The organism is Xanthomonas sp. CFBP 7698, from assembly GCF_003600855.1.
In the GTDB taxonomy this organism is placed as follows: domain Bacteria; phylum Pseudomonadota; class Gammaproteobacteria; order Xanthomonadales; family Xanthomonadaceae; genus Xanthomonas; species Xanthomonas cannabis.
The window spans coordinates 67,277-93,843 of the sequence record NZ_PRDN01000004.1; the positions used below are offsets into that span (position 1 = coordinate 67,277).

The window sequence follows — 26,567 nt, forward strand, 5'->3', positions numbered from 1 at the left end:
GCATGTGCGCAGCGGGCGGGCGACACTCAGAACTTGTAGCGCAGGCCCAGCAGGTACTGCCGGCCGGTTTCGGCGTATTGCAGCGGCAATTGGCCGGTGCGCGGCGACGACACCCACTCGTCGGAGGCTTCGTTGGTGAGGTTGATGCCTTCCAGGCTCAGCTCCAGCTGCTTGCTGATCTTGTAGCGCAGCGAGGCGTCGAGCATGGTGGTGCCGGTCATGCCGTGCACGCCGTCGACGTTGAAGCCGGCTTCCGCACCCGGTGCCTGGGTGAGGTAGTCGTCGCGGTTGGTGGCCGAGACGCGGCCGGCGAACATGTCGCCCTCGTAGAACAGCGTGGCGTTCCACGACGAGCGCGACAGGCCGAGCAGGTCGTTCTTCATCACCGGCGCGCCGCTGCTGGCCAGGTATTGGATCTGCGAATCGACCCAGGTGTAGTTGAGCTGCACGCCCAGGTTGGCCCACTTGCCCGGCAGGAAGGTGAAGGGCTGGGTGTAGTTGGCTTCCACGCCCTTCAGTTCGCCGCCCGGGGTGTTGAGCGGGATGCTGAAGGCGAAGTCGTCGTTGACGGTGGCGCCGGTGCCTTCCAGCAATTCGGCCGGCAGGCCGCTGCTGGAATACGGACGCACTTCGCGCGCGGTCTGGATGAAGCTCTCGATGTCCTTGTAGAACACGCCGACGCCGAGCATGGCGCCTTCGTTGAAGTACCACTCCAGGCCGAGGTCGACGTTGGTGGCTTCGATCGGGTCCAGGTCCGGGTTGCCGCCGGCCACGGTGCGCGCACCGCCGGCCACTGCCACGGTTACGCCGGGGGTAAGGCTGCCCAGGCCGGGACGCGACATCACCTTGGCCGCGCCAAGACGCAGCAACAGGTCCGGAGCCAGCTCGGCCACCAGGTTGAACGAGGGCAGCGTGTTGCTGTACTTGCGGCCCACCGTGGTCAGCGCCGGGGCGTTGTTGATCAGCGCGTAGCCGGTGGATTCCTGCTCGGTCTCCACGTAGCGCACACCGAAATTACCCGACAGCGGGATGGAGCCCAGGTCGGTGGAGAACTCGCCCATCAACCACACGCCGCGGTCTTTTTCTTCCACGCTGCGGCTGTTGTTGACGCGCGGGGCCACGGCGAAGGTGCCGCTGTTGCTGTAGATGCCGAACTGGTTGGCCACCGCATCCAGGTTGGGCACCACCCACGCCGCCGGGCTGCCGTTGATGCCCTTGAGCCCGGCCTGCTCGTTGAGGTCGGCCGGCACGATGCGCGTGCCATTGGCGAAGGTGGGCACGGCCAGTTCGTTGGCGCGGCGCAGTTCGACGGTGCTGAAGCTGTAGTTCTTGGCCAGCACGCCACCCTTGAGGCGGAAGCCGGGGCTGATGTTCCAGTTGAAGTCGATCTGGCCGGTGTCGAAGTCGTTGTCCACCGACTGCGGACGCAGGCGGATTTCAGCCAGCTCCCAGCCATTGGGATTGGTCGGGTCGATGCCGTAGTTCAGCACCGGCGCGCGGCTGTTGCCACGGTAGTCGTAGCTGTACCCGTCGACGTCGTACTTGTCCATGATGATGGTGGTCTGCACCGGGTTCTCGTGCGCAGAGCGCGAGGTACCAACGCGGGCATTGACGCTGAAGGCATCGTTGAAGCGGTGCTCGACATCGAAGCTGATCTGCTTGAACTCGGTGTTCCACTCGTCGTGGCGGTTTTCCGAGCGGATGTCGACGTTGTCGAATTCGCCATAGACCAGCGCGTTGTTGCGGATCTCGCCGTTGCGCACGACGGTGGCTGGCTTGCCGACGAGCACGGGGCGCGCATTGCCGCCGCGGCTGAAGGAGATCGCCTCGATGTAGTGCTCGTCGCGCTTTGCGTCGATCTTGGAATACAGCGCGTCCAGCGACAGCGTGGTGCGATCGGACGGCTTCCACTGCAGCGAGCCGGTGACGCCCAGACGCTGCTGGTCGTGGATCTGCTGGGTGTAGCGCGGGAAGCGCGGGTGGTAGACATCGGCCGAGCGCGCGGCGGCGAACGGCGAGGTGGCGCTGAAGCCGCCATTGCTGGGGCCATTGGCCCAACGGCCGGTGTTGGCGCCTTCTTCCAGCACTTCGCGCTCGGTGTAGGCCACCGACAGCAAGGCGCCGAAGGTGTTGTCGGCCCAGGTGTTGGCGATCAACCCGGCCACGCGCGGGTTGGCCTTCTCGGCCATGGCGTTATAGGCAGCCTGACTGCTGGCGGCGAAGGTGAAGCCGTTGTAGTCGAACGGACGCGCGGTGCGCAGGTCGACGGTGGCACCCAGCGAGCCTTCTTCCACGTCGGCGGAGGCGGTCTTGCGCGCGATCAGCTGCGAGAACAGGTCCGAGGCGAACACGTTGAAGTCGAAACCGCGGCCGCGGTTGGTGCCGCCGCTCTGGTCGCCGGCGCCCACGGTGGTGAGCGCTTCCATGCCGTTGATGCGCACGCGGGTGAACTCCGGGCCCAGGCCACGCACCGAAATGGCGCGGCCTTCGCCGGCCTCACGGGTGATCACCACGCCGGGGATGCGCTGCAGCGACTCGGCCAGGTTGAGGTCGGGGAACTTGCCGATGTCCTCGGCGACGATGGCATCGACCACGCCGGCTTCGCCACGCTTGATGTCCAGGGCCTTTTCCACGCTGGCGCGGTAGCCGGTCACCGTGACGGTGTCCAGGTCCACGGCGGGCTCGGCAGGTGGGGCGGCGGCGTCTTGTGCGGCGGCGTGGCCGCTCAGCGCCAGGCCGATCGACAGTGCCAGCAAGGTAACCGGTGTCTTCCGGCTGGTGGTCCGAAATTGCATGTCCTCCCCTCCCAAGGGTCCATGAACAATGTGAAATGCGGGGGTGTGAGCGGCAATGACACCGCTGGTCAAAACGACGTTACCAGCTGAATCGTCGTTCAACATCTTGCAGCGCAGCAGAAATGCGTCCGGATTTCGCCTAAATGGGGCGCAAGCCGTCACGCCGTGTCGCATAGTGGGTCTCACCCGCCGTGTTCCGGGAGGGCTAGAATGACACCGATGGTCATCCTAATGTGCAGCGGCTTCCCCACGCCGTGACGCACCACACAGCCGAGGTACTACCGCATGAGTCGAGCCCGCATCCTGTGTTTTGGAGAGTTGTTGCTGCGCCTGGGGGCGCCTGGTCATGGGCTGCTGCTGCAGCAGCCTCGGCTGGACGTGCACTGCGGTGGTGCGGAGGCCAATGTCGGCGTCTCGCTGGCGCATTTCGGCCATGAGGTGGCCATGGTCAGCACGGTGGCGGACAACCCGCTGGGCGCGGCGGTGCTGGGCGAGCTGCGCCGCCACGACGTGGACACGCGCCACGTGCGGCGAGTGGACGGCCGCATGGGCCTGTACTTCTTGACCACCGGTGCGATCCACCGCCCCAGCGAGGTGGTTTACGACCGTGCCGACTCGGCGTTTGCGCTGGCGCCGGCCGATGCCTACGACTGGCCTGCGCTGCTGGAGGGCCTGCAGTGGCTGCATCTGTCCGGGGTGAGCCCGGCGCTGGGCGCGGACGTGGCACAGGCCACGCTGGCGGCGGCACGCGCCGCACGAGCGGCCGGGGTCAAGGTGTCGTTCGACGGCAACTACCGGCCCAAGTTGTGGCAGCGCTGGCAGGGCGATGCGCGCGGCATCCTGCACCAGCTCTTCGCATGTGCGGATGTGGTGTTTGCCGACTACCGCGACATCGGCGTGGTGCTGGGCGGCGAGTTCCCGCAGGACACCCTGGAAGCGCGTGTGGAAGCGGCCGCGCAGCAGGCGTTTGCCGCATTCCCGCAGCTGCAGTTGATGGCCTGCACCCAGCGCGTGACGCACAACGTGGACCACCACAGCCTGGGCGCGATGCTGGTGCCGCGCGAAGGCGCCGTGGCGCGCGCGCCCAGCGAGGAACTGACCCCCATCATCGACCGCATTGGCGGTGGCGACGCGTTTGCGGCCGGCGTGCTGCACGGGTTGATCGAGGGCTGGCCGCTGGAGGACACGGTGCGCTTCGGCCTGGCGGCGGGTTGTTTGAAGCATTCGATTCCGGGCGACTTCAATCCGCTGTCGGTGGCCGAGGTGCAGGCGTGCGTGGGGGATGCGCGGTTTGATGTGCGGCGGTGAATCGGGAATGGGGAATCGGAAGGGCGTGAGGGCGCTGGCTTTCGGTTTGCTCGTCGCCTTGCAATACCGCTCCGGCCCGGACTTTGTTGAGATGTAGGACAGACTGATCGCTCCGCGGGGTGATCCGGCTGGAAGAGGCTCATCAAGTTGCAGCTTGGCCGTCAGGCCACGCTGGGGTGTACGCCGCTGCCCCTTCAAATCGCCGCGAACGTCTTAATGGCGTGCGCGGCGTTTGTTGATGACCCATGCCATTGCGGCACTCACCAGCACCACACAGAGCGATGCCGGCACGCTGAAACACGCGGCGATCAATAGCGCGTTCTGCCACGGCGGTGCCGAGCCGTCCTGCATCACCACGGCGCACACCACGGCCGTGGTGATTGCGAGATTGGCGAGTGCCTTTAAAGCACCATGCAGCCGCACGAAGCGCAACAGCGCTGCGCAGACAATGCTGACGAGAAAGGCCAGGACGAGATGGGCGATGAGTTTGTCCATTGGGTGCCGGGTTTGGGGAGTGATCGTTAGGGATTGGAGCGGCGGCGTTGTGGTGCGCGCCCACACTGCCGGCGTGCCGCGCTTGAGATTGCGCAGAGCACCTGGACCGATCCTTCTCCCCTCGGGACATTGTCCCCTTTATGGGGGAGAAGCTGCCGAAGGGCGGATGAGGGTACGGCCGCTCGACGTTGCGCCATCTGCCCGCGTTGACCCAATGACGGCGTTACAGGTTCGTCGACCAACTCACCGGACGCCGCGACGCAAGCACTGCACAAGCGCCTCATATCAGCGCGCGTCGATACCACATCGCGCCGCGGAGCCAAACCACCACTGCCCCGCCCTATAAAAAAAACAGCCGACATCACTGCCGGCCGTTTTTCATCTCGCTATGCGCCGGGAAACTCAAAGAATCAGGGAACCACGCTCTTGCGATTCCCGATTCCCGATTCCCGATTTCCGATTTCCGATTCCCGATTCCTCACCCCAACTCGATGCAATCGAAGGTGACATCCGTCGCCACATCGGCGTCGTAGTCCACATCGTCGCGTTCGAAGCCGAACAGCTTGAGGAATTCGTGCTTGTAACCGGCGTAGTCGGTGAGCTGGAACAGGTTGTCGGTGGTGACCTGCGGCCACAGCGCCTTGCAGGCGTCCTGCACGTCGTCGCGCAGTTCCCAGTCGTCCAGGCGCAGGCGGTTCTCGTCGTCCACCTCGGCCGGCTGGCCGTCTTCGCGGTACAGGCGCTCGCGGAACAGGCGGTCGAGCTGTTCGATGGTGCCTTCGTGCAGGCCCTTTTCCTTCATGATCTTGTAGACCATGGAGATGTACAGCGGCATCACCGGGATGGCCGCGCTGGCCTGGGTGACCACCGACTTGAGCACCGCCACATTGGCGCCGCCACCACGCTGGGCCAGGCGCGCGTTCAAGCGCTGCGCGGTGTGGTCCAGATCCACCTTGGCCTTGCCCAGTGCGCCATGCCAGTAGATCGGCCAGGTGATCTCGGTGCCGATGTAGCTGAAGGCCACGCTGCGTGCGCCGTCGGCGAGCACGCCGGCGCCGTCCAGCGCGTCGATCCACAGTTCCCAATCCTGCCCGCCCATCACGGTGATGGTGTCTTCGATCTCCTGCGCGTTGGCCGGCTCGATCGAGGCCTGGATGATGCTGTCCTTATTGGTGTCGATGGCGGTGGCGGTGTAGGTCTGGCCGATCGGCTTGAGCGCCGAGCGCTTGACTTCACCGCTGCCCGGCAGCTTGCGCACCGGCGAGGCCAGCGAATACACCACCAGATCGACCTGCCCGCCCATTTCGGTCTTGATCAGCTCGATCACCTTCTCGCGCGCCGCGTCCGAGAACGCATCGCCATTGATCGACTTGCTATACAGCCCGGCGGCCTTGGCATGCTTGTCGAACGCGGCCGAGTTGTACCAGCCGGCGGTGCCGGCCTTGGTGGCGATGCCGGGCTTTTCGAAGAACACGCCCAGCGTGTCGGCGCCGAAGCCGAACGCGGCGGTGATGCGCGAGGCCAGGCCGTAACCGCTGGACGCGCCGATCACCAGCACCTTCTTTGGACCGTCGTGACGCACGCCGCGCGCGCGCGTGGCGGCGATCTGCTCGAGCACATTGCGCTCGCAGCCAAGCGGATGCGTGGTGGTGCAGATGAAACCGCGCACTTTGGGATGGATGATCAACGTGGACTCCTGGTCAGCAAGATGCTGGCGGCATCTTAGTGCGTGTGACGCGCGCGAAACAGCCTGATGCACAACACACGCTGCTGTATGGAGACGCGCGTGGCGGCGGTGCCAGGGGCTTCTGGCCGCTTTTACCGACCGCGCCGCACTGGCGGCGCGCTGCGCACGCGCAGAGTGCATAAAGCGCGACGTTGGGCAATTGCGGCCGTCACGGCTGTGGTATTTTCGGCCCTGCCGTGCCGTGCCTGGCCGCGCCTGTTGGCGATCGTCAAGGCCCCTTCCAGTTGTGCGACCGGTGTCCGAGTGCATGTCCCTTCGTAGCGAGCGCGTCACGCAGCTGGGCTCCGTTCCGCGGTTCCGCCTGGGCCCGTTGCTGGTCGAACCCGAGCGCCTGGCGCTGATCGACGACGGCCGGACCATCACGCTGGAACCGCGCATGATGGAAGTACTGATCGCCCTGGCCGAACGCGCCGGCGAGGTGGTCAGTGCCGAGCAGTTGCTGATCGAGGTGTGGCACGGCAGCTTCTACGGCGACAACCCGGTGCACAAGACCATCGCCCAGCTGCGCCGCAAGCTGGGCGACGACAGCCGCCAGCCGCGTTTTATCGAAACCATCCGCAAACGCGGCTATCGCCTGCTGCCCACGGTGGTGTTTCCGCAGGATTATCGCGGCGCAGTGCTGGGCAGCCAGCACTGGGCGCACGGCAGCCCGTACGTGGGGCTGCAGGCCTTCGACCCGGCACATGCGCAGGTGTTTTTCGGGCGTAGCCATGCCATTGCGCAGGTGGCAGCCGCAGTGCGTGCGCAGTTGCACAGCCGGCGCGGGCTGGTGCTGGTGAGCGGCGCCAGCGGCTGCGGCAAGACCTCGTTGCTGCGGGCAGGCGTGGTGCCGTTGCTGTGCCAGCCCGGCGGGCTGGATGGGCTGGAAGCGGTGGCGGTGGCGTATTGCAACCTGGCGCAATGCCGCGGCGGCGACGTGCTGGACACGCTCGCGCGCGCACTGGGCGAATGGGCGCCGGGCGACCGTGCGGTGTTTTCGCCGGCGCAGGCGGCACACCTGCCCGGGTGGCTGCAGCAGCCCGCCCCGCTGCATGCGGCCATCGAGGAGGCCATGCACCACTGCGCCCCGGCGCGCGACAGCGTGCCGAGCCAGCGGCATCTGCTGCTGGTGATCGACCACGCCGAAGCGCTGGTGGCCACACCCGGCATCACCGACGCCGATCGCGCGGCGCTGGCCACGGCCTTGCAGGCACTGTGCGCCAGCGCGCACGTGGCAGTGCTGATGGGCACCCGCAGCGATTTTTATCCGCGCCTGATCGATGCATTGCCGGACATCGCCGAGCTCAAACGCGGCGACGGGCATGTGGATTTGTTGCCGCCGCGCGATGGCGAGATCGGCCAGATCATCCGCGTGCCGGCCGCGATGGCGGGGCTGCGCTTCGAGGAAGACCACGACAGTGCCAGCCACCTGGACGATGTGCTGCGCGATGCCACCGCGCGCCAGCCCGATGCCTTGCCGCTGCTGCAACACCTGCTGCAGGCCTTGCACGCGCAACGCAGCGCCGATGGCCTGCTGACCTTTGCGGCGTACCGCGCCCTGGGCGGGCTGGAAGGCGCACTGGCGCATCATGCCGAGCACACCTTCGGCGCACTGCCGGCAGATGCACAGGCCGCGCTCGGCGAGGTGCTGACGTTGCTGAGCGTGATCCACCCCGACAGCGATGCGGTGACCGCGCGGCGTGCGCTGTGGGCCGCATTGCCTCACGGCAGCGGCGCACGCGTGTTGGTCGATGCGTTCGTGCATGCGCGGCTGTTCGTCAGCGAACTGGTGGCCGGCGAGCCGGGCTTTGCGGTCGCGCACGAAGCGGTGTTGCGGCAATGGCCGCGCGCGGCGGAGTGGATCCATGAAAACCGCCGCCTGCTGCAGGCACGCAAACGCCTGCACCTGGCCGCGCAACGCTGGGCCGCCGAGGGCCGGCGCACCGACCACCTGCTCAACAGCGGCCGCCCGCTGAGCGAAGCGCGCGAAGCGGCGCGGCGCATGCCGCAGGACCTGGATGCGTCGGAGCTGGCGTTTCTGCGCGCCTGCGAACGCTCGCAACGCCAGCGCCGCGGCCTGTACGCCGCCGCCGCCGCATTGCTGGTGATGCTGGCCAGCGCCTCGCTGCTGCTCGGCTGGCAGGCACGCCAGGCTCAGCAGGTGGCCGAACAACGCCGCGACCAGGCGCAGCAACTGGTGGGCTACATGCTGGGCGATCTGGCCGAGCAATTGCGCACCGTGGGCAACCTGACATTGCTCGATAGCGTGGGCAGCCGCGCGCTGCGCTACCTGGAAGGTCTGCCTAGCGCGAGCATGCACACCGGCGACCTGATCAACCACGCCCGCGCCCTGCGCACCACCGGCGAAGTGTTGATGAATCAGGGCAAATTGAAAGAAGCGCATGCGGCATTTACGCGTGCCGCCGCTACCGCCGAACAGGCGCGTCTGCGCGCGCCCGACGTGCTGGAGGCACGTGCCGAAATGGGGCAGGCGGCGTTCTGGCTGGGGAGCATGGCCTATCGCGGCAAGCAGTTTCCGTTGGCGAGGACGCATTGGTCGCACTACCTGGCCACCAGTGAATGGCTGGTGCGCACCGCCCCGGATAACCCTCGCTGGCAGCTGGAGCTGTCGTATGCGCTCAACAATCTCGGCATGTTGGCCATGGCGCAGGGCGATGCCCGGACGGCAATCGGTTTTTTTGCGCGCGACATTGCGCTCAAGCGTGTGCTGATCGCACGGAGTCCGGACAACGCATCGCTGCGCTACGAGTTGATCGACAGCTTGTCGGGGCTGAGCCTGGCGCAGGAGAATCAGGGCTTGTTGGCGCCTGCCGAGCAGGGCTACCGCGACCAGATTGCGATGCTACGCGTGCTGGTGGAGACAGATCCGGATGCCCATGCCTGGCAACGGCGTCTGGCGGTGTCGCTGATCCGCGTCTCCAACCTGGCGTTGGTGCAAGGCCACCTGCTACAGGCGCAGCGCGACGCACAGGACAGCGTGCGCATGCTGCAGCCGTTGGTCGCACTGCAGCCGGACAACCAGACCTGGCGCAGCGATCTGGGGCATGCCTACGCGCAGGCCGGCTGGATCGCGGCACTGGACGGGCATTCCGATCAAGCCAGGCAGCAGCTTGGCCAGGCGCATCACACCATGACCCGCCTGCTGCAACAGTCGCAGCCGCTGCCCGACTGGCAGTTGCTGGACGCCATCATCGAGATGCGCCTGCACCGCATTCACGCTGCCAACGCAGGCGATCTCGATCGAATCGTTGCGCGCGTGGATGCATTGCATCACGCCAAGCCCGACGATCTGTCGGCCATCTCGACGTTGGCCCTGGCACTGGTCTGGCAGGGCGAACACCGCGCGGCAACCGGCAATCACGAAGGCGCGCGTGCAGCATGGCAGCGCGTGGTGACGCTGCTCGGCAAGGATGGCGGCAACAGCCGCGACAAGAACCTGCTCGACCCCTGGATTCGCGCCCACGTGCATCTAGGCCAGCGCTCTGCCGTTACGCAACAGCTCGGATGGCTGTACCAGGCGGGCTACCGCCACCCGGGGTTTGTCTCCTTCTATGCCCCGCCTCTCAAGGAACAGGACAAGTCATGACGGATTTCAGTATCAAGCTCACGGTGGCGCGGGTGGGATTTGGAGGAAATACAGGCGCTGGCGAATATTTCTACAGCTTTGCTCCGGACCTGCTGATTGTCGACAAGGACGACGGTGTCTCGACGTTGACGTATCACTTCGACGAAGACGTTGTTCCGAAGCATTTCATCATCAAGAGCCTGCTGACGACCGATGCATTCAAACAAATCGGTGACCCCGTCATTGCCCCTGACGGCCGCAGCGTCGAAGTCGTCAACGCCAACAGCGTCCCTACCCTGATTTTTCTGACCATCATCGTCGAAGACCCAACCCGCACGGACAAGAAGGGCAACAAAGTCTGGTTCAGTTGTGATCCCCAGGTCGGCAACGACCCGAAGATCAACCCGCAGGAAGTGCCGCCAATCAATAAGGGCAGATAACAAGACGACTGCGCTCAGCATCAGGCGGGCGCGGCCGGCGCTCGGCGCAGCATGCACCACGCGTCCATTGCGATGCCTGTGCGCCGGCCGCACCCACCTGACGACTGCTCACCAGGTTTTGGTCATCGCTCCAGGTGTCCCCGGCAATGCTGGCACCGCTGCCGCCTGCGGAAAAGTGCTCGCCCGAGCGGGACGGTCACAGCCAGTCCGCAGGCGCGCCCGGGCCGGACGAGACACATGGATGCCTATTGCATGCCGTGGCAGCGGCACGTCGCAGCTGCGGCGCGCCGGGCCCGACAACCATCCTCAGCACAGGGTCAACGGCCGACGGCTCGGCCAGCAAGGCTGCCTGGACCCAGGGTGCAGGCAGTTCGGCCTGGGTGGGACCCGCCCAGGCCACCATGGCGAGCAGAACGGCGCGCAGGACAATAGGAAGGGGGTGGCGCATGACGGACTCCGCAGCAGACCGGAGCGCGGCGCGTTTCCGGGCGGCTTTCGAGCCGCCGGGCGACCTTCGTGCACGGCGTCGCGGCTGACCTGACGGCAACCTTACGGTTGCTGTCCATGTCTGACGGATGCGCGAAATCCTTTACAGAACAGTTGCATAGACTTGGTGCACAGGGCGAGCTTCGTTTGCTGGCTAAAACCCCGAGTGGCTTCGCCCGTACCCTCACCCCAACCCCCGCTCCGCGCCCCAGCCCGCGTTAGCAGCGCGGGCGCTCCAAGGCACGCGCGCCAGTGGCGCGCAAGCGGTGCCTTCTCGCCCCGAAGGGAGAGGGGCTTCCCATTCCCCATTCCCCATTCCCGAATCCCGAATCCCGAATCCCGAATCCCGGCAATCAGATCACCCGCAACGTGATCGCCTTCAACACCGCCCGGGTGCGGTCGCGGGTGCCGAGCTTTTCCAGGATGGTGGAGACGTAGTTCTTCACCGTGCCTTCGGCCAGGAACAGGGTGCGGGCGATCTCCTTGTTGGAGTAGCCGCCGGCCAGCAGGCGCAGGATGGCCACCTCGCGTTCGCTGAAGGTCTCGCGCGGGGCCTGCTGGTCGCGGAACTGGTAGCGGGCACGCACCGGGTCGGTGCTGACCGGCTGCAGCAAGGTGTCGCCGGCGGCGACGCGGGCGATGGCGTCGCGCAGGTCTTCCGGGGCGGCGTCCTTGAGCAGGAAACCTTGTGCGCCGGCGTCGCTGGCGCGCAGCAGCAGGTCGCTGTCGTCGAAGGTAGTGAGCAGCAGCACGGGGGTGCGGTCGCCGCGGGCGCGCAGCTGCTCCAGCGCCTGGATGCCATCGATGCCGGGCATGCGGATGTCGCTGAGCACCACGTCCACGGTGGTGGTGGCCAGCGCATCCAGCAGGCCCTGCCCGTCGTCGGCTTCGCAGACCACGGCCACGCCCTGCTGTTGCAACAGCGCGCGCAGGCCGGCGCGGACCAGGATCTGGTCGTCGGCCAGGGCGATTCGAAGTGAACTCATTGCGGAAGTCTCGCAGTCAGGTGCATGCCGCCGTTGGGTGTGCGGCCAAGGTCGAGATGGCCGTGCAGGGCGGCCAGCCGCTCGCGCATGCCGGTGATGCCATTGCCTTCGCGGATGCGCTCGGCGCGGCGGCCGTCGTCGCAGATGTCCACGTGCAACTGGGCATCCTGATAGTGCAGATGCACGGCCACCTCGTCGGCATCGGCATGCCGCACGGCATTGGTCAGTGCTTCCTGCACCAGCCGCAGCAGCAGCTCGGCCACGCGCGCGTCGGTGATGCGCACGTCGGCATCGATCTGCAGCCGCAGCGCCGGGCGCGGGAACGGGGCGGCCAGCGCGCGCAGCGCGGTCTGCAGGTCCAGGCCCTGGTCGTCGCGCATGGACTGCACCACGTTGCGGATGTCCGACAGCAGTTCCGCCGAGAGCTGTTCCAGCACCCGGATGTCGTCGCGCTGCCCCAAGGCCGGGTCGGCACCGAGCAGGCGCAGGTTGATGCGCATGGCGGTGAGCTTGTGCCCGGCCACGTCGTGCAGCTCGCGCGCCAGGCGCAGGCGCTCGGCATCGCGGGCGCTGTCGGCCAGCAGTGCGCGGGTGGCCAGCAGGTCGGCATTGACGTAGGCCAGCGCGTCGCGTGCGCGCTCGGCACTGCGCGCATAGTGCGCAGTGAGCGCGGCAAAGGCCTGGAAGCCGGCGTAGATGCTGACGATCAACAACGCCCGCTCGAACCCGGCCTGCACCAACAACGCGTACATGCCCGCGTTCAACACCAGTGCCAGCAACAGCACGCGCGACGGCGGCCAGGTCATCCCTGCCTGCGCCACCAGCATCACCAGCAATACCGGAGCCGTGCCGGCACGCGGCTCCATCCAGACCAGCAACAATGCCAGGACCGCCTGCAACAGCGTTGCCACAGTCCGTAACGCAAGCGCCTGCGGCAGCACGGTATGCAATACAAACAACGCGGTAAAGCCGGCCAGCAGGCCCCAACGCCAGACGCCGTGGGGCGAGGCGTCGGGCATGAACGACAACGCCACTGCGGCAATGGTGAACCCACCGGCCAAACGCAGGGGGTGCAATAGATGGGAGAAGGACGAATGCATGCGGCGATGCTGACCGCCCTGCGGCCGCTCGGCAATGCTGTGCCTGCAGAAAGTGACTTCCGGCAGGTGGGATCGATGACCTGCGGCCCCTGTGGTCGATGCGGCGCGTGCGCACACTGGCATCACCAAGCCACCCCATCGCCACGGAGTTACGCCATGTCTGCTTCCAGTCTGTTTCTCGTCCTCAACCTGGCCTGGGGCGGCTATGAGCTGCTGCTCAGCCGTCGCCGCCGCGCCAGCGATGGTGGCGCGCACGACCAGGGCACCTTGAAGCACCTATGGCGGGTGCTGTCTGCGGCGGTGGCGGTTGCAGTGGTGCTGGCCTACAGCGGCCTGGCGCATTGGCCGCAGGGCTGGGATGCGTCGCTGCAATGGGCCGGCTGCGCCTTGATCGGCAGCGGGCTGGCGTTGCGCGTGTGGGCCATCCAGGTGCTGGCACGCTGGTTCACGGTGGATGTGACCATCCAGCCGGATCATCAGCTGGTGCGCCGCGGCCCGTATCGCTGGCTGCGGCATCCGTCCTACACCGGCGCACTGCTGGCCTTTTACGGGCTGGCCCTGGGCATGGGCAACGCGTTGTCGGTGGCGGCGATCGTGGTGCCGGTGACCCTGATCTTCCTGCACCGCATCCGCATCGAAGAAGCCGCGTTGCAGCGCGCGTTTCCGGTGGCCTACCCGGCGTATGCGGCGCAGAGCCGGCGGTTGCTGCCGCTGGTGTGGTAAGCGGAGCGCTGGCGTGCAGCGATCACATGCTGCTTGCCAGACGGCTCGCAACCCTCGCACTTGCGCCGGCCACTACTGCAGCCCCGTCCCTGCGTCGCACCGATCGCCTTACACTCCGGGGCTCCCCCGCCGCCGCTGTCCGTCTTCGATGATCATTTCCGCCGCTTCCGACTACCGTGCTGCCGCGCAGGCGCGTTTGCCGCCCTTCCTGTTCCATTACATCGATGGTGGGGCGTACGCCGAGCACACGCTGCGGCGCAATGTTTCCGACCTGGCCGATATCGCGCTGCGCCAGCGGGTGCTGCGCAATATGTCGGACCTGAGCCTGAGCACCGAGCTGTTCGGCGAAACCCTGGCCATGCCGGTGGCGCTGGCACCGGTGGGGCTGACCGGCATGTACGCGCGCCGCGGCGAAGTGCAGGCCGCGCGCGCCGCGGCGGCGCGCGGCATTCCGTTCACCTTGTCCACGGTGTCGGTGTGCCCGATCGAAGAAGTGGCGCCGGCCATCAGCCGGCCGATGTGGTTCCAGCTGTACGTGCTCAAGGACCGCGGCTTCATGCGCAACGCGCTGGAGCGCGCCAAGGCGGCCGGGGTGACCACGCTGGTGTTCACCGTGGACATGCCCACGCCCGGCGCGCGCTACCGCGATGCGCACTCGGGCATGAGCGGGCCCAATGCGTCGCTGCGGCGCATGTTGCAGGCGGTGACGCACCCGCGCTGGGCGTGGGATGTGGGCCTGCTCGGCAAACCGCATGATTTAGGCAATATTTCCGCCTACCGCGGCAGCCCGACCGGCCTGCAGGACTACATCGGCTGGCTGGCGGCCAATTTCGACCCCTCCATCTCGTGGAAGGACCTGGAATGGATCCGCGAGTTCTGGACCGGGCCGATGGTGATCAAGGGCATCCTGGACCCGGACGACGCACGCGACGCAGTGCGCTTCGGCGCCGATGGCATCGTGGTCTCCAACCATGGCGGGCGCCAGCTGGACGGTGTGCTGTCCAGCGCGCGCGCGTTGCCGGCGATTGCCGATGCAGTGAAGGGACAGCTCAAGATCCTGGCCGACTCGGGTATCCGCAGCGGGCTGGACGTGGTGCGCATGCTCGCGCTCGGTGCCGATGCGGTGTTGCTGGGGCGCGCGTTCGTCTATGCGCTGGCGGCCGGTGGCCAGGCTGGCGTGGAGAACCTGCTGAGCTTGATCGAAAAGGAAATGCGCGTGGCGATGACCCTGACCGGCACCCATTCGATTGCCGAGATCAGCGGCGATGCGTTGAGCCGGGTGACGCGGGAGAACGCGGTCTCGCCTTGACGGGATTCGGGATTCGTTGGTAGCAGAGCGGATGATCTGCGGCCTTGCTGCAGGACCCTTGCCCGCCTGGTGGCTGCGCAGTCGTCCCGCCGACGGCTCTTAGTGGTTGTCGTCGGCGGTGGGCAGGTATTGCTGCAACGCCAGCACCGATTTCCAAGGATCTGCGCGTTGACGCTTGGCGCGCTGTATGGCCTTGTCCATCGGGAAGGCGTCCGGGCCGCTGATCTTGCCGAGTTCTTCCCAGCGCAGCGGTACCGCGACGGTGGCCTTTTCGCGCGCACGCAGCGACCACGAACACACGCTGGTATTGCCACGCCCGTTGCGCAACCAATCCACAAAGATCACGCCGTGGCGCTTGGCCTTGCTCATGGTGGCCACGTAGCGTTCCGGTGCCTGCGTGGCCAGGGCCTGCGCGAACGCCTCGCAGAAGTCGCGCGCCCGGTCCCAGCTCGCGTCGGGCACGATGGGCACCACCACATGCAGCCCCTTGCCGCCGGACAGGCGCACCGCGCTTTCCAGCCCCACGGCGCGCAGCTTGGCGCGGATCTCGCGAGCGGCGGCCACCACCTCCGGCCAGGCGACGGCATCGCCCGGATCCAGGTCGAACACCAGGCGGTCCGGGCGCTCCGGGTCGTCGACCCGTGCGCCCCAGGGGTGTAGCTCCAGGGTATTCATCTGCACCAGCTCGAGCAGCCCGGCGGCGTCTTCGATATACAGATAGTCCTCGGTGCCGCTCTTCTGTTCGAGCGGAATCGCCTTGATGTGCGCGCCCAGATGGCGGCCCTGGTGCTTCTGGAAGAAGCAGTCGCCGCCCACGCCGTCCGGGCAGCGCAGCAACGACAGCGGCCGACGCGCCACCTCCGGCACCACCAGCGACGCCACCGCACGGTAGTACGCCGCCACATCGCCCTTGCTGATGCCCGATGCGGGAAAGACCACGCGCTCGGGATGGGTGATGCTCACCGCGTCCACGGACAGGGTGGCCGATGAGGTGGACACCGCCGACGCAGCCACGCTGGAAGACCTCGCGCCAGCTGCCGGGGCGCGCTTGCCCGCGCGTTTTTGCGTGGTCCTGGTGGCCACCTTGCTCACCGTCTTTGCAACCGTCTTGGTCACGGTCTTGCGGGTGGCGGTGCGTGTTTTTGCCGGGGTCGTGCGCTTGCCGGCCGCAGGCGCGCCTGGCGCTGCGCGGTCGCCGCCCAGATCGGTCATCGGTTTGTCCTCGCGTAGACGCTTGAAGGCGGCCTGCCGCAGCAAGCCCTGCTTGGCCCAGCCGCGGAATGCGATCTCGGCGATCAGCTGCGGGCGTACCCAATGCACATCGCGCGGGCGGCCGGGGATATGCGCAGGCAGCTCCAGCGTGGCGGTGTCGCTCTGCAAGGCCTGCAGCTGCGCGGCGATCTGCCCGAGCAGCGCGCCGTCGAAACCGGTGCCCACCCGGCCGACGTAGCGCAACGTGTCGCCGTCCGGCTGCGCCAGCAGCAAGGCGCCAAAGCCGCTGCGTGCGCCCTTGGGGTCGGTGTACCCCACCACCACAAAGTCGTCGCTGTCTTCGTGCTTGGTCTTGACCCAGTCGGCACTGCGCCCGCCGCGGTACACAGCGTCGGCACGCTTGCTCACGATGCCCTCCCAGCCCTTGCCCGCGCTGGCCGCAAACACCTCGGGGCCGCGTCCGATGACATGCTCGCTGTAGGCCAAGGTGCCCGGCTTCTCACCGAGCAGTTCGCGCAGCAGCTGCTTGCGTTGCAGCAGCGGCGTGTCGCGCAGGTCCACCCCGGCCACGCCAAGCAGGTCGAACGCGAGATAGCGCAGCGGTTGGCGGGCACTGCCATCGATGGCCCGCTGCAGTGCAGAGAAATCGCTGCGCCCGTGCGCGTCCAGCACCACCAGCTCGCCATCCAGCCGCGCGTCGCGCACCGGCAGCGCCTGCAACGCGGTGACTACCTCGGGAAAGCGCTCCGTCCACGCCTGGTCGTTGCGCGAGCGCAGCTGCGCGCTGCGGTCCACCAGATCGGCAAGCAATCGATAGCCGTCCCATTTGATCTCGTGCAGCCAGGCCTCGCCATCCGGCGCCTGGTCGCGCAGCAAGGTCAGCTGCGCGCGCAGGCCGGTGGGGCATGCGCCGTCGCGTGCGCCATCCAGCGCGAGCGCGCGGCGGCGCCATGCGGCATCGGCCGCCGCGCCAGCGCGGGGCGGGGGTGCCTGCTTGCGTGCGGGCCGGGGCGCTTGCTGTGCCACCGCCCTGGCCGGCTGCCGCTGTGCACGCCTGGCCTTGGCGCGCCTGCCAGGTGCGACGGCAGCGCTGTCGCCGGCCCGTTCTACGATGGCATCGGCATCCAGGTCCGCCGCAAACGCATCGGTGCGCTTGAACAGCAGCCACTGCGGCTTGCCGCCGCGCATGCGGGTGCGCACCAGCGCAAACCCGCCCTGCAGGTGCTCGCCCTGCAAGGTGAATTCCAGCTTGCCCGCGTCCAGTGCAGCAAGCACGTCGCCATCGCAGTGCCAGTGGCCATGGTCGAAGATCTGCACATGCCCGCCGCCGTACTGGCCTTGCGGGATGTCGCCTTCGAAGCCGGCGTAGGACAGCGGGTGATCTTCCACCTGCACGGCCAGGCGCTTTTCTCCGGCCCGCAGCGATGGCCCCTTGGGCACCGCCCAGCTCTTGAGCACGCCATCGGCTTCCAGACGGAAATCGTAGTGGCGCGCACTGGCGTGGTGGAGCTGCACCACAAAGATCGGCTGGGCACTGGCAGGCACCGGCGCATCTGCCGCCGGCTCCGGGGTCTGGTCGAAGCGGCGCTTGGCCGTGTAATCGCGCAGGCCCATCGCTTAGCCGGCCTTGCGCCGCGGCGCAGCCTTGGCAGCGGTCTTCTTGGTGGCCTTTGTCGCGGTTTTCCTGGCGGCCTTCTTGGCCACTTTCTTGGTAGCGGCCTTCTTGGCCGGCGGCTGCTCCGCCGCTGCCGCGCCGGTCTTCTTTGCCGGCGTGCGCGTGTTGGCCTGCAGGCTCTTTTGCAGCAAGGACATGAAATCCACCACGTTGGTGGTGGCGTCTTCGTGCTGGGTGGGCTCGATGTCCACCTGCGTGGTGCCGGCCTTCTCTTTGATGCGTTTGCGCAGGATCTGCTCGAGCTTGCCGCGGAACTCGTCGTGATAGTCCTCCGGCTGCCAGGTGCCGGACATCGACTCGATCAGCTGCCTGGCCATCTCCTGCTCCTTGGGGGTGATGCGGTACTCGCCCACCGCGCCGGCCGGCAGCTTGAAGTCCTGCGGGTCCACCACCTCTTGCTGGTAGCGCAGCAGCAACAGGATCAATGCATCGCCCTGCGGCATGACGGCGGCCAGATATTCACGGGTGCGGATGACCACCTTGGCGATGCCGACCTTGCCGGTGTCGCGCAAGGTTTCCCGCAGCAGCACATAGCCCTTTTCGGCCTTCTTGCCCGGCACCAGGATGTAGGGCTTTTCGAAATACCGCGGGTCGATATCGGACGCGTCGACGAAGGTTTCCACCTCCACGGTCTCGTGGCTTTCCGGTGCGGCCGAGCGGATGTCCTGCTCTTCGACAATGACGTAGCTGCCCTTGTCGTACTCGAATGCCTTGACGATCTCCTTCCACGGCACTTCATCGCCGGTGTCGGCATTGACGCGCTCGAAGCGGATCGGCTTCTTGTCGCGCGAATCCAGCATGCGAAAGTGCAGGTCCACCTTGCGCTCGCCCGACATCAGCGACACCGGCACATTGAGCAGGCCAAACGATAATGTTCCGGTCCAGATCGGTCGAGCCATCAGTGTGCCACTCCATGGACGGCAGCATCGGGAATGTGGTCCAGCGCCAGCCACGCGTCTTCGACGACAGCGCGCACGTGCGGCCAGTCCAGACGCGAGCCGCCGCGCATGCTGTCCCAGTGCGCAGCCAATGCCTGCTCGCACTGCGCGTCGGCGCCACGCGGCCAGTCTGCAGCGTGGGTGACGCGCGCAAACGCGTAAGCCGGCGCGAGATCGCCCCAGGTCGGCCCGCCGCGTCGGCGACGACGGTGATAGTCGGCACGGCTGTAACACCGGAAGTCCTGCGCCACGCCATCGGCGTCCACCGCAGCCCGTGTGCGATGCGTTCGCTTGGGCAACGTGGGGTCGGCAGACGTACTGAACAGGCGACGATCGGGACGACGGTCCAGGGGGCGCATGGTCTGCTCCACGGTGCGGCATTGGGGGGTCACATCAGTAACGCCGCTGACGTGATCCATGCGTGAGAAATCCGCATGGTCAGCGATTTGCGTGACCTTCACTGCGCGCGCGGTGAACTGGCGCCCCTCATCGACACCAGGAGCCCTGCATGTCCCGTGACCCCTTGCGCGACCAACCCGCTCACCCGGGCGAACAGCACGGCAAGCGCGATGCCGAGCATCATGAAGACCGCGGTGCCGGCGACGCACCCGAGACGCTGATTCCGGCCGACGACACCACCCCGGCCAAGAAGCCCGGCACTGCGCCGTAACGGCTCGCCGTCATGGCCGGGTGTGTGCGCCCGGCACGCGCAGCAACGGCCGTGGCGCAGGGCATCAAGGCGCAGGGCGCGCGTGACGTGGCGCAACCTGGAGCTGGCGTACCCGGAGGTGACGTGACACCTGTCCGTGGGCAGCGCAACGCGACCAGTAGTGCCGGCTTTCTCTCATCGGAGAGGTGAGGCAACAGGCGCTGGTCGAAACATCGGCGGCAATGACCGCCTAATCGTCACACCAATACCGTGGTGACGATCCACACGCCCATCCTCACACGCGCCCGGCCGCCTGCAGCTGCGCCATTTCCTCATCGCTGAACAGACGCGACCGCACCAGGAAGCGCACCCCCTCGCCGTTCTCCAGCGAAAACATGCCGCCGCGCCCTGGCACCACATCGATGATCAGCTGGGTGTGCTTCCAGTAGGCGAATTGCGGCGCGCTGATATAGAACGGTGCGCCGGCAATTTCGCCCAGCAGGACATCGCGGTCGCCCACGATGAACTCGCCCACCGCAAAGCACATCGGCGAAGACCCATCGCAGCAGCCACCGGACTGATGGAACAGCACATCGCCGTGCCGCGCGCGCAGCGTGTCGATCAACTGCGACGCCGCCAGGGTGGCCATCACCTGTGGCGGCACCTCGATGCGCGGAGTGGTGTGGTGCATCGGCTGTCTCCTGCGGCCACCTCAGGCCGCCATGTCGAGCACGATACGCCCCTCAATCGTCCCGGCGTGCATGCGCGCGAAGACAGCGTTGATGTTCTCCAGCCGGTCGGTCGACACCGTGGCCGCCACCTTGCCGTGCGCCGCAAACTCCAGCGATTCCTGCAGGTCCAGGCGCGTGCCGACGATCGAGCCGCGCACGGTGATGCCATTGAGCACCATGCCGAAGATATCCAGCGGAAAGTCGCCCGGCGGCAAGCCGTTGAGCGCAACCGTACCGCCGCGCCGCACCATGCCGATGGCCTGCTCGAACGCTTTGGGCGAGACCGCAGTGACCAGCGCGCCATGGGCGCCGCCGATGTGCTGTTTCACGAACGCCACCGGGTCGGTGGTGCGCGCATTGACCGTCACCGTCGCGCCAAGACGCCGTGCCAGCGCCAGCTTGGCATCGTCCACATCCACCGCGGCCACCTGCAGGCCCATTGCACAGGCGTACTGCACCGCCAGGTGGCCCAGTCCGCCAATGCCGGAAATCACCACCCACTGCCCCGGCTTGGTATCGGTCATCTTCAGTCCCTTGTACACAGTGACTCCCGCACATAGGATCGGCGCAACCTCGACAAAGCCCAGCTCGGCGGGCAGGTGCCCGACATACTCGGCATTGGCCAGGGCGTAGCCGGCAAAGCCGCCGTTGACCGAATAGCCGCTGTTCTGCTGCGCCTCGCACAGCGTCTCCCAGCCGCCCAGGCAATGCGTGCAATGCCCGCACGCCGAATACAGCCACGGAATGCCGACCCGGTCGCCCTCCTTGATGTGGCGCACGCCCGCGCCCACCGCAGCCACGTACCCCACCCCCTCGTGTCCGGGGATGAACGGCGGGTTCGGCTTCACCGGCCAGTCGCCCTGCGCGGCATGCAGATCGGTATGGCAGACCCCGCAGGCCTGGATCTTCACCAGCAGATCGCCGGCCTGCGGCCGCGGCACCGCCACCTCCTCGATCACCAACGGCGCCCCGAACTGCCGCACCACTGCCGCCTGCATTGTCATGTCCATCGCCACGCTCCGCACCGAGATTGCAGCCACCTTAGGCGCCTCGCCCAGGCGTGGCCTTGATCGAAGTCAAATGGCCCGACCCGCACGCCCTCCATCGAGGGCGCAAGCGCCCCCCACGCAGGCAATGTGCACGGACCGCCGCAACCGCACCGGCCCTTGCCGGACGACGCGGCGGGATGCGATCAGAAGAACCCCAGCGCCTTTGGCGAATAACTCACCAGCAGGTTCTTGGTCTGCTGGTAATGGTCGAGCATCATCTTGTGATTCTCGCGCCCGATGCCCGACTGCTTGTAGCCACCGAACGCAGCGTGCGCCGGATAGGCGTGATAGCAGTTGGTCCACACGCGGCCGGCCTGGATTGCGCGGCCCATGCGGTACAGGCGCGAGGCATCGCGGCTCCACACGCCGGCGCCCAGGCCGTACAGCGTGTCGTTGGCGATCGCCAGCGCCTCGGCTTCATCCTTGAAGGTGGTCACCGACACCACCGGGCCGAAGATTTCCTCCTGGAACACGCGCATCTTGTTGTGGCCCTTGAACACGGTTGGCTTGACGTAGAAGCCCTCGGCCAGCTCGCCATCGAGCGTATTGCGTTCGCCACCGATCAACACGTCGGCACCTTCCTGCTTGCCGATGTCGATGTAGGACAGGATCTTTTCCAGCTGCTCGCTGGACGCCTGCGCACCGACCATGGTGTTGGGGTCGAGCGGGTTGCCCTGCTTGATCGCGGCCACTCGCTTGAGCGCCTTTTCCATGAACTTGTCGTAGATGGATTCCTGGATCAGCGCACGCGACGGGCAGGTGCACACTTCGCCCTGGTTGAAGGCGAACATGACAAAACCTTCCACCGCCTTGTCGAGAAAATCGTCGTCTTCGGCCATGACATCGGCAAAGAAGATGTTGGGCGACTTGCCGCCCAGCTCCAGCGTCACCGGGATCAGGTTCTGGCTGGCGTATTGCATGATCAGCCGGCCGGTGGTGGTTTCGCCGGTGAAGGCAATCTTGGCGATGCGCGGGTTGCTGGCCAGCGGCTTGCCCGCTTCCAGACCAAAACCGTTGACGACGTTGAGCACGCCGGGCGGCAGCAGGTCGCCGATGATTTCCATCAACACCAGGATCGAGGCCGGTGTCTGCTCGGCCGGTTTCATCACCACGCAGTTGCCGGCCGCCAGCGCCGGTGCGAGTTTCCAGCAGGCCATCAACAGCGGGAAATTCCACGGAATGATCTGCCCCACCACGCCCAGCGGCTCGTGGAAGTGATAGGCGATGGTGTCGCTGTCGATCTCGGAAATGCCGCCTTCCTGCGCACGAATGGCGCCTGCGAAATAACGGAAGTGGTCCACGCACAGCGGCACGTCGGCATTGAGCGTTTCGCGCACCGGCTTGCCGTTGTCCCAGGTCTCGGCGTAGGCGAGCAGTTCCAGATTCTGCTCGATGCGGTCGGCGATCTTGAGCAGCACGTTGGCGCGCTCGGTGGTGGAGGTCTTGCCCCAGGCATCTTTCGCGGCATGCGCGGCATCGAGCGCCGCTTCGATATCCGGCGCGGTGGAGCGCGCGATCGACGTAAACACCTTGCCGTTGATCGGCGTGGTGTTGTCGAAGTACTGGCCGTTGTCCGGCGCCACCCACTTGCCACCGATGAAGTTGTCGTAACGCGGCTTGAAGATCGATTGCGGGTCGGTGCTGAGCGGCTTGGTGGCGGGTTGCGCGTTCATCGTGGTCTCCTGCAGGAAAGGCGAAGCCACGTGTATACCCAGCCAGGTGCCAGTGCAATCTCCGCGCGCGGCCTGTTGCGCTGCGTCACCACGCAGCCGGCGCAGGGCGGGGTGCGGTCACCCGAATGCGCTGCAGCGCGTCATCGCGCCGATGCGTAGGCAACGCGACGGCGCCGCAACGATGCGATGGCTATGACGCGATCGATCCGAGCACGTCACCGCCGGTACGCGGCGGTGACGGGGCGCGATCACGGTGCAGCGGTATGTGCCGTGGCCGGCACTGCATTCGGTGATGCCTTGCAATCGGCCACGGTTTTTTGCTGATAGGAGCGCAACTGCCACGCAGCCGTGGCAGCGGTCTCTGCCCACACATAGACCCAGTGGTACTGCTGATCGCCATTGCAGGCGTCGATGGTGATCTCGTCGCGCAGCTGGCCGCGTGCCGGCAGCGGGGCCACGTTACTTGCGGTGTCGGCGCGCGTGCTCAGCGGACGATCGAACAGAGCGGTGCCGATGCGTACAGGCCCCAACGCGGCGGCATCGGCCGGCGGCGGTGTCTGCCTGGGCTGCGTGCTCAGCCCGGATTGCTGCTGCAGCCAGGCGTGTATTTTTGCGATGGCGGGGGAGCCGGCTGGATAGTCGCGCACGATGCGCATATCCACGTGGTCTGCCCACGCTGCGCTGCAGAGCAGAAGGCCGGCCATCATTGCCGACACGCTCACCATTCGCTTCCAGGTCTTCATCATCATTGCACTCCATGCAGAGAATGAGTGGCAGAGGCTAGCACGCCGCTCTGGCAGTGCCTGGACTCGCTGCGGATCTACTTGGACTGGAACAGGATGATCGCCAGCAGCGCGCAGAGTGATGCGCGCGCGCACGCGGCGACCGAGCCGGCAGCCCCGCGTCCGGCGATTACCCGTTGCGCGGCGCCGCAGTGCAGTCGCCGGCCGCCGTGCGTACTGCCGCGAGCACATGCTTGCCGGCTGCCGCGCTGCCGTCGCGTGCGGCGGCGTCGTGGGGCCGGGCCTGGACATGGGCCGCCAGCCGCCGTGCAGGCAGCCTGTCGGTCTGCCTGCACGGCGGCCGGCTCGATTGCGTTCAACACCAGCAGGATCGAAAACGCCGGTAGCCGAGCGCGAACAGGTGATATCCAATCAATCGCGGTCGCCTTCGCAGAGAAGGCACCAGCTGGCGTGGCGACCATCGTGGTGCGGTATGGCGTGGCGCGGGGCGTGATCGGCAAGCCTCGTCGCGCCCCGGGGGCGCTTCTACGCGGGGACGTGCGCAGCGGCGGCGGCGGCGGCGGTGCGTGATGTGGTGAGGCTGTGGGCGTTAGCGGGGTGACTCTATCGGGAAGGCGTCATCGCGCCCGGGAGCGCTCCTACAACGGCAGGGGTGCGTGTTGTCGTGCGGGGCGCCGGTTGTTTGCTCACCCACCAAAATCCCACTGCAGCCCCACCGTGTAGGTGCGGTCCGGGCCGGGTTCGTAGTAGCGCCCATTGCCGTCGTTGACGATCACCGAGCCGACGTATTGGCGGTCCAGCGCGTTGTCGATGCGCGCGAAGGTGCGCACGGCGCCATACGTGGTAGTCCAGCGGCGCGAGGCTTCCAGGTTGACCAAGGCATAGCCGGGTGCGCGCTCGGTGGCCAGGTCGTTGACCACGGTGGCGCCGGAGGCCACCGTTTCGGCGGCGAACTGCCATTGCATGGGCTGCCATTGCCAGCGCGCAAATAGCTGCTGACGCGGCACGCCTGGCAGGCGCGACCCGCTGGCCACCGGCGCGGTGGGCACCGCGCAGCCGCTGCTGGCGCAGGTGAGGTAACCATCGCGCACGGTGGCGTCGACAAAGGTGTAGGCCAGCTGCAGCTGCTGGGTGGCGCCCACCGGTTGCTGCCAGCTCAGCTCCGCGCCCTGGCGGCGGGTGGCGCCGATGTTGCGGAAGGTGCTGCGGCCGTTGGTGTTGCTGGCCACCGCCAGTTCGTCATCGGTGTCGGCGCGGAACAACGCGAACTCCACCGCCGCGCCGCTTTGCGCGCGCCACTTGCTGCCCACCTCGTAGTTGCGGCTGGTCGCCGCGCCCAGGTCCAGCGCCAGGCCGGCGCCGCCATCGTTGCGGTAGCCCAGCTCGTTGAAGGTGGGCGTTTCGAAGCCGCGCCCGACTGAAGCATAAAAACGCAGATCTTCGTCGGCACGGAACACGATGCCGGCCACTGGCGTGGTGGCCGAGTAATCGCGTTGGCCGCTGTCGTCGGGATTGCGCCCGACGATGTAGTGGTCGTCCGAATCGAAGCGCACCTGGCTATGGCGCACGCCCAGCAGCGCGGACCAGCGCTCGCTCCACTGCCACCACAGCTGCGCGAACTGGTCGATGTTTTCCACCTGGTCACGCTGATTGCGGCGCAACGCGCCCTTGACGCCCAGTGTGTCGCCGACGAAGTTTTCGTAACCGGTGCGGTGCTGCCGCTGGCGATCGACATTGGCGCCGACAGTCAGCTGCAATGGCCGGCCGAGCGCTTCACCCTGCCAGGCCCAGCGCGCATCGGCGCCTTCGTAATTGCTGTCCAGATCGATCACGCCACCCGAATGCAGCGGGTTGCGCTGCACCGCCACCGGGATCGCCAGGAACTGCTCCACGCTGCGCTGCCCGCCATAGGCCATCAGGCGCAGCGTCTGGTTATCGAATTGCTGGGTGAAGATCGCCCCGGCCTGCGACTGACGCACCGATTTGCGGGTGTTGAACTGGGTGGCCACCGACGTGGCCTGCGCCGGGTCGGCGTTGAACTGGGCGCGGGTCAGGCCGAGCGGGTCCTGCGCATCCGGTGCGTCCAGATAATTGAGCACCAGGTCCAGCCGGCTGCCCTCGGCCAGATCGAACCCGAGCTTGGCATTGACCGATTCGCGCCTGGCGCGGCTATGGTCGCGGAAGCCATCGGTGTCGAAATGATTGGCCGCCAGGTTGTAGTGCACCGCACCCTGCTGGCCGAGCAATTGCCCGCCCACATTGACGGTGGCATTGCTGCCGTAGGTGGCGCGCAGCCGCCACGGGTCGTTTGGGGAGCCGTCCGCACTCCACAGCTGCAGCACGCCGCCGGAGGAGTTGCCGTACAACGCCGAAAACGGCCCGCGCAGCACTTCCACCCGCTGCGCGCCCAGCACGTTGAAATGCGAGAGCTGGCCCTGGCCGTCGGGCATGCTGGCCGGGATGCCATCCACCAGCAGCCGCACGCCGCGCACGCCGAAGGTGGAGCGCGCGCCGAAGCCGCGGATCGACAGCTGGGTGTCCTGCGCGTAGTTCTGGCGGTCGCGCGCCACCAGCCCGGGGATGCCGTCCAGCAGCTCGGACACCTGCGCGCCGCGGCGGTTGTCGTCGTCGGCCGACACCACGGTGAACGAGGCCGGCAGGTCGAAGTCGTCCACCCCGTGCACACGGGCAGCGTCCACCTGCACGGCGGGAAGGACCTGCAAAGGCGCCGGATCGGCGGCCAGGACGAGCGGCGCGGCGCTCGTGGCGAACAGGCCGCACGCGGCGGCCAACAAGGTGAGTCTGGGCATGGGGATAGTGTCCCTTATCCGTACTGTGGCCGCATCGTTGCGTACGGAACGAAGCATGCTACGCCGGCCATGGGCTGCTAGGATGAAGTGGTTTGGCCCAGCCGCGGCCGAGCACCCCGGAAGTACCCCACTC

19 protein-coding genes and 1 other RNA gene are annotated in these 26,567 nt (G+C 67.0%); 7 read left to right on the forward strand and 13 right to left on the reverse strand.

The features are described from left to right. Nucleotides 1-26 precede the first annotated feature (26 nt). Complete coding sequence (locus XnspCFBP7698_RS16130) at nt 27-2,795, reverse strand: TonB-dependent receptor (RefSeq protein WP_104580288.1); 2,769 nt, start codon at nt 2,793-2,795, stop codon at nt 27-29. A 285-nt stretch (nt 2,796-3,080) separates the two neighbouring features. Here XnspCFBP7698_RS16130 and XnspCFBP7698_RS16135 point away from each other — a divergent pair, with 285 nt between their 5' ends. Continuing rightward, entirely contained in the window at nt 3,081-4,103 is a 1,023-nt protein-coding gene (locus XnspCFBP7698_RS16135) for a sugar kinase (protein ID WP_104580289.1), read from the forward strand. Nucleotides 4,104-4,316: 213 nt separating this feature from the next. Here the strand turns inward: XnspCFBP7698_RS16135 and XnspCFBP7698_RS16140 are convergent, their stop codons facing one another. Both XnspCFBP7698_RS16140 and fabV read right to left on the reverse strand, forming a co-directional pair. Continuing rightward, nucleotides 4,317-4,598 carry a hypothetical protein gene (locus XnspCFBP7698_RS16140; protein WP_104580290.1) on the reverse strand — a complete coding sequence of 94 codons (282 nt, stop codon included), beginning with the start codon at nt 4,596-4,598 and terminating at the stop codon, nt 4,317-4,319. Nucleotides 4,599-5,076: 478 nt separating this feature from the next. Continuing rightward, nucleotides 5,077-6,285, reverse strand: coding sequence for an enoyl-ACP reductase FabV (gene fabV, locus XnspCFBP7698_RS16145; protein WP_104580291.1), 1,209 nt, complete (start codon nt 6,283-6,285; stop codon nt 5,077-5,079). A gap of 307 nt (nt 6,286-6,592) precedes the next feature. On the opposite strand from fabV, the gene XnspCFBP7698_RS16150 reads away from it, so the two are divergent. From XnspCFBP7698_RS16150 to XnspCFBP7698_RS16160, 3 genes are all read left to right on the forward strand, one after another. Beyond that, complete coding sequence (locus XnspCFBP7698_RS16150; RefSeq protein WP_104580292.1) at nt 6,593-9,931, forward strand: winged helix-turn-helix domain-containing protein; 3,339 nt, start codon at nt 6,593-6,595, stop codon at nt 9,929-9,931. Next, the gene (locus XnspCFBP7698_RS16155; protein ID WP_104580293.1) at nt 9,928-10,350 is read left to right on the forward strand and encodes a hypothetical protein; all 423 of its coding nucleotides are present in this window, start codon (nt 9,928-9,930) and stop codon (nt 10,348-10,350) included. The genes XnspCFBP7698_RS16150 and XnspCFBP7698_RS16155 overlap by 4 nt, the downstream gene beginning before the upstream one ends. Before the next feature lie 51 nt (nt 10,351-10,401). Next, nucleotides 10,402-10,478: non-coding RNA, sX9 sRNA (locus tag XnspCFBP7698_RS16160), on the forward strand. A 711-nt stretch (nt 10,479-11,189) separates the two neighbouring features. Here XnspCFBP7698_RS16160 and XnspCFBP7698_RS16175 read toward each other — a convergent pair. Next, entirely contained in the window at nt 11,190-11,822 is a 633-nt protein-coding gene (locus XnspCFBP7698_RS16175; protein WP_047693283.1) for a response regulator transcription factor, read from the reverse strand. After that, nucleotides 11,819-13,045 carry a sensor histidine kinase gene (locus tag XnspCFBP7698_RS16180; protein ID WP_104580389.1) on the reverse strand — a complete coding sequence of 409 codons (1,227 nt, stop codon included), beginning with the start codon at nt 13,043-13,045 and terminating at the stop codon, nt 11,819-11,821. The genes XnspCFBP7698_RS16175 and XnspCFBP7698_RS16180 overlap by 4 nt, the downstream gene beginning before the upstream one ends. Nucleotides 13,046-13,078: 33 nt before the next feature. Here XnspCFBP7698_RS16180 and XnspCFBP7698_RS16185 point away from each other — a divergent pair, with 33 nt between their 5' ends. Together XnspCFBP7698_RS16185 and lldD are read left to right on the forward strand one after the other, a co-directional pair. Beyond that, entirely contained in the window at nt 13,079-13,645 is a 567-nt protein-coding gene (locus XnspCFBP7698_RS16185) for a PEMT/PEM2 methyltransferase family protein (protein WP_104580294.1), read from the forward strand. 148 nt (nt 13,646-13,793) lie between these two features. After that, nucleotides 13,794-14,954, forward strand: a complete 1,161-nt coding sequence (lldD, locus tag XnspCFBP7698_RS16190; RefSeq protein WP_104580295.1) for an FMN-dependent L-lactate dehydrogenase LldD — start codon at nt 13,794-13,796, stop codon at nt 14,952-14,954. Between the two features lie 99 nt (nt 14,955-15,053). On the opposite strand, the gene ligD is transcribed toward lldD, so the two are convergent. Genes ligD through XnspCFBP7698_RS16205 form a run of 3 tightly spaced genes read right to left on the reverse strand, consistent with a single transcriptional unit; the run spans nt 15,054 to nt 19,138 of the window. Next, a complete protein-coding gene (gene ligD, locus XnspCFBP7698_RS16195; protein WP_104580296.1) occupies nt 15,054-17,780 on the reverse strand; it encodes a DNA ligase D in 2,727 nt (908 codons plus the stop codon). A 3-nt stretch (nt 17,781-17,783) separates the two neighbouring features. Continuing rightward, the gene (locus XnspCFBP7698_RS16200; RefSeq protein WP_104580297.1) at nt 17,784-18,740 is read right to left on the reverse strand and encodes a Ku protein; all 957 of its coding nucleotides are present in this window, start codon (nt 18,738-18,740) and stop codon (nt 17,784-17,786) included. Next, nucleotides 18,740-19,138 (reverse strand): hypothetical protein, encoded by a 399-nt coding sequence (locus XnspCFBP7698_RS16205; protein WP_104580298.1) that lies wholly within the window; start codon nt 19,136-19,138, stop codon nt 18,740-18,742. The genes XnspCFBP7698_RS16200 and XnspCFBP7698_RS16205 overlap by 1 nt, the downstream gene beginning before the upstream one ends. Before the next feature lie 149 nt (nt 19,139-19,287). On the opposite strand from XnspCFBP7698_RS16205, the gene XnspCFBP7698_RS21650 reads away from it, so the two are divergent. Further along, the gene (locus tag XnspCFBP7698_RS21650; protein WP_068835635.1) at nt 19,288-19,449 is read left to right on the forward strand and encodes a hypothetical protein; all 162 of its coding nucleotides are present in this window, start codon (nt 19,288-19,290) and stop codon (nt 19,447-19,449) included. A gap of 274 nt (nt 19,450-19,723) precedes the next feature. Here XnspCFBP7698_RS21650 and XnspCFBP7698_RS16210 read toward each other — a convergent pair whose 3' ends face one another. The 5 genes from XnspCFBP7698_RS16210 to XnspCFBP7698_RS16240 all read right to left on the reverse strand — a co-directional run bounded on the left by XnspCFBP7698_RS16210 (nt 19,724) and on the right by XnspCFBP7698_RS16240 (nt 26,434). Beyond that, entirely contained in the window at nt 19,724-20,119 is a 396-nt protein-coding gene (locus XnspCFBP7698_RS16210) for a DUF779 domain-containing protein (RefSeq protein ID WP_104580299.1), read from the reverse strand. Nucleotides 20,120-20,140: 21 nt separating this feature from the next. Then, nucleotides 20,141-21,169 carry an alcohol dehydrogenase AdhP gene (gene adhP / locus XnspCFBP7698_RS16215; RefSeq protein ID WP_039406924.1) on the reverse strand — a complete coding sequence of 343 codons (1,029 nt, stop codon included), beginning with the start codon at nt 21,167-21,169 and terminating at the stop codon, nt 20,141-20,143. Nucleotides 21,170-21,351: 182 nt separating this feature from the next. Continuing rightward, on the reverse strand, nt 21,352-22,881 hold the full coding sequence (gene adh / locus XnspCFBP7698_RS16220) for an aldehyde dehydrogenase (protein ID WP_104580300.1): 1,530 nt from the start codon (nt 22,879-22,881) through the stop codon (nt 21,352-21,354). Between the two features lie 248 nt (nt 22,882-23,129). After that, nucleotides 23,130-23,627 (reverse strand): hypothetical protein, encoded by a 498-nt coding sequence (locus XnspCFBP7698_RS16225; RefSeq protein ID WP_233549006.1) that lies wholly within the window; start codon nt 23,625-23,627, stop codon nt 23,130-23,132. A gap of 683 nt (nt 23,628-24,310) precedes the next feature. After that, the gene (locus tag XnspCFBP7698_RS16240) at nt 24,311-26,434 is read right to left on the reverse strand and encodes a TonB-dependent receptor (protein ID WP_199680204.1); all 2,124 of its coding nucleotides are present in this window, start codon (nt 26,432-26,434) and stop codon (nt 24,311-24,313) included. Nucleotides 26,435-26,567 lie beyond the last annotated feature (133 nt).

Coding starts and splice junctions, on each gene's coding strand:
- XnspCFBP7698_RS16130 (WP_104580288.1), bottom strand. CDS start 2,795: ATGCAATTTCGGACCACCAGCCGGAAGACACCGGTTACCTTGCTGGCA.
- XnspCFBP7698_RS16185 (WP_104580294.1), top strand. CDS start 13,079: ATGTCTGCTTCCAGTCTGTTTCTCGTCCTCAACCTGGCCTGGGGCGGC.
- XnspCFBP7698_RS16225 (WP_233549006.1), bottom strand. CDS start 23,627: ATGATGAAGACCTGGAAGCGAATGGTGAGCGTGTCGGCAATGATGGCC.
- XnspCFBP7698_RS16180 (WP_104580389.1), bottom strand. CDS start 13,045: ATGCCAGTGTGCGCACGCGCCGCATCGACCACAGGGGCCGCAGGTCAT.
- adhP (WP_039406924.1), bottom strand. CDS start 21,169: ATGGACATGACAATGCAGGCGGCAGTGGTGCGGCAGTTCGGGGCGCCG.
- XnspCFBP7698_RS16200 (WP_104580297.1), bottom strand. CDS start 18,740: ATGGCTCGACCGATCTGGACCGGAACATTATCGTTTGGCCTGCTCAAT.
- XnspCFBP7698_RS16155 (WP_104580293.1), top strand. CDS start 9,928: ATGACGGATTTCAGTATCAAGCTCACGGTGGCGCGGGTGGGATTTGGA.
- lldD (WP_104580295.1), top strand. CDS start 13,794: ATGATCATTTCCGCCGCTTCCGACTACCGTGCTGCCGCGCAGGCGCGT.
- ligD (WP_104580296.1), bottom strand. CDS start 17,780: ATGGGCCTGCGCGATTACACGGCCAAGCGCCGCTTCGACCAGACCCCG.
- XnspCFBP7698_RS16175 (WP_047693283.1), bottom strand. CDS start 11,822: ATGAGTTCACTTCGAATCGCCCTGGCCGACGACCAGATCCTGGTCCGC.
- XnspCFBP7698_RS16150 (WP_104580292.1), top strand. CDS start 6,593: ATGTCCCTTCGTAGCGAGCGCGTCACGCAGCTGGGCTCCGTTCCGCGG.
- adh (WP_104580300.1), bottom strand. CDS start 22,881: ATGAACGCGCAACCCGCCACCAAGCCGCTCAGCACCGACCCGCAATCG.
- XnspCFBP7698_RS21650 (WP_068835635.1), top strand. CDS start 19,288: ATGTCCCGTGACCCCTTGCGCGACCAACCCGCTCACCCGGGCGAACAG.
- XnspCFBP7698_RS16210 (WP_104580299.1), bottom strand. CDS start 20,119: ATGCACCACACCACTCCGCGCATCGAGGTGCCGCCACAGGTGATGGCC.
- XnspCFBP7698_RS16240 (WP_199680204.1), bottom strand. CDS start 26,434: ATGCCCAGACTCACCTTGTTGGCCGCCGCGTGCGGCCTGTTCGCCACG.
- XnspCFBP7698_RS16205 (WP_104580298.1), bottom strand. CDS start 19,138: ATGCGCCCCCTGGACCGTCGTCCCGATCGTCGCCTGTTCAGTACGTCT.
- XnspCFBP7698_RS16135 (WP_104580289.1), top strand. CDS start 3,081: ATGAGTCGAGCCCGCATCCTGTGTTTTGGAGAGTTGTTGCTGCGCCTG.
- XnspCFBP7698_RS16140 (WP_104580290.1), bottom strand. CDS start 4,598: ATGGACAAACTCATCGCCCATCTCGTCCTGGCCTTTCTCGTCAGCATT.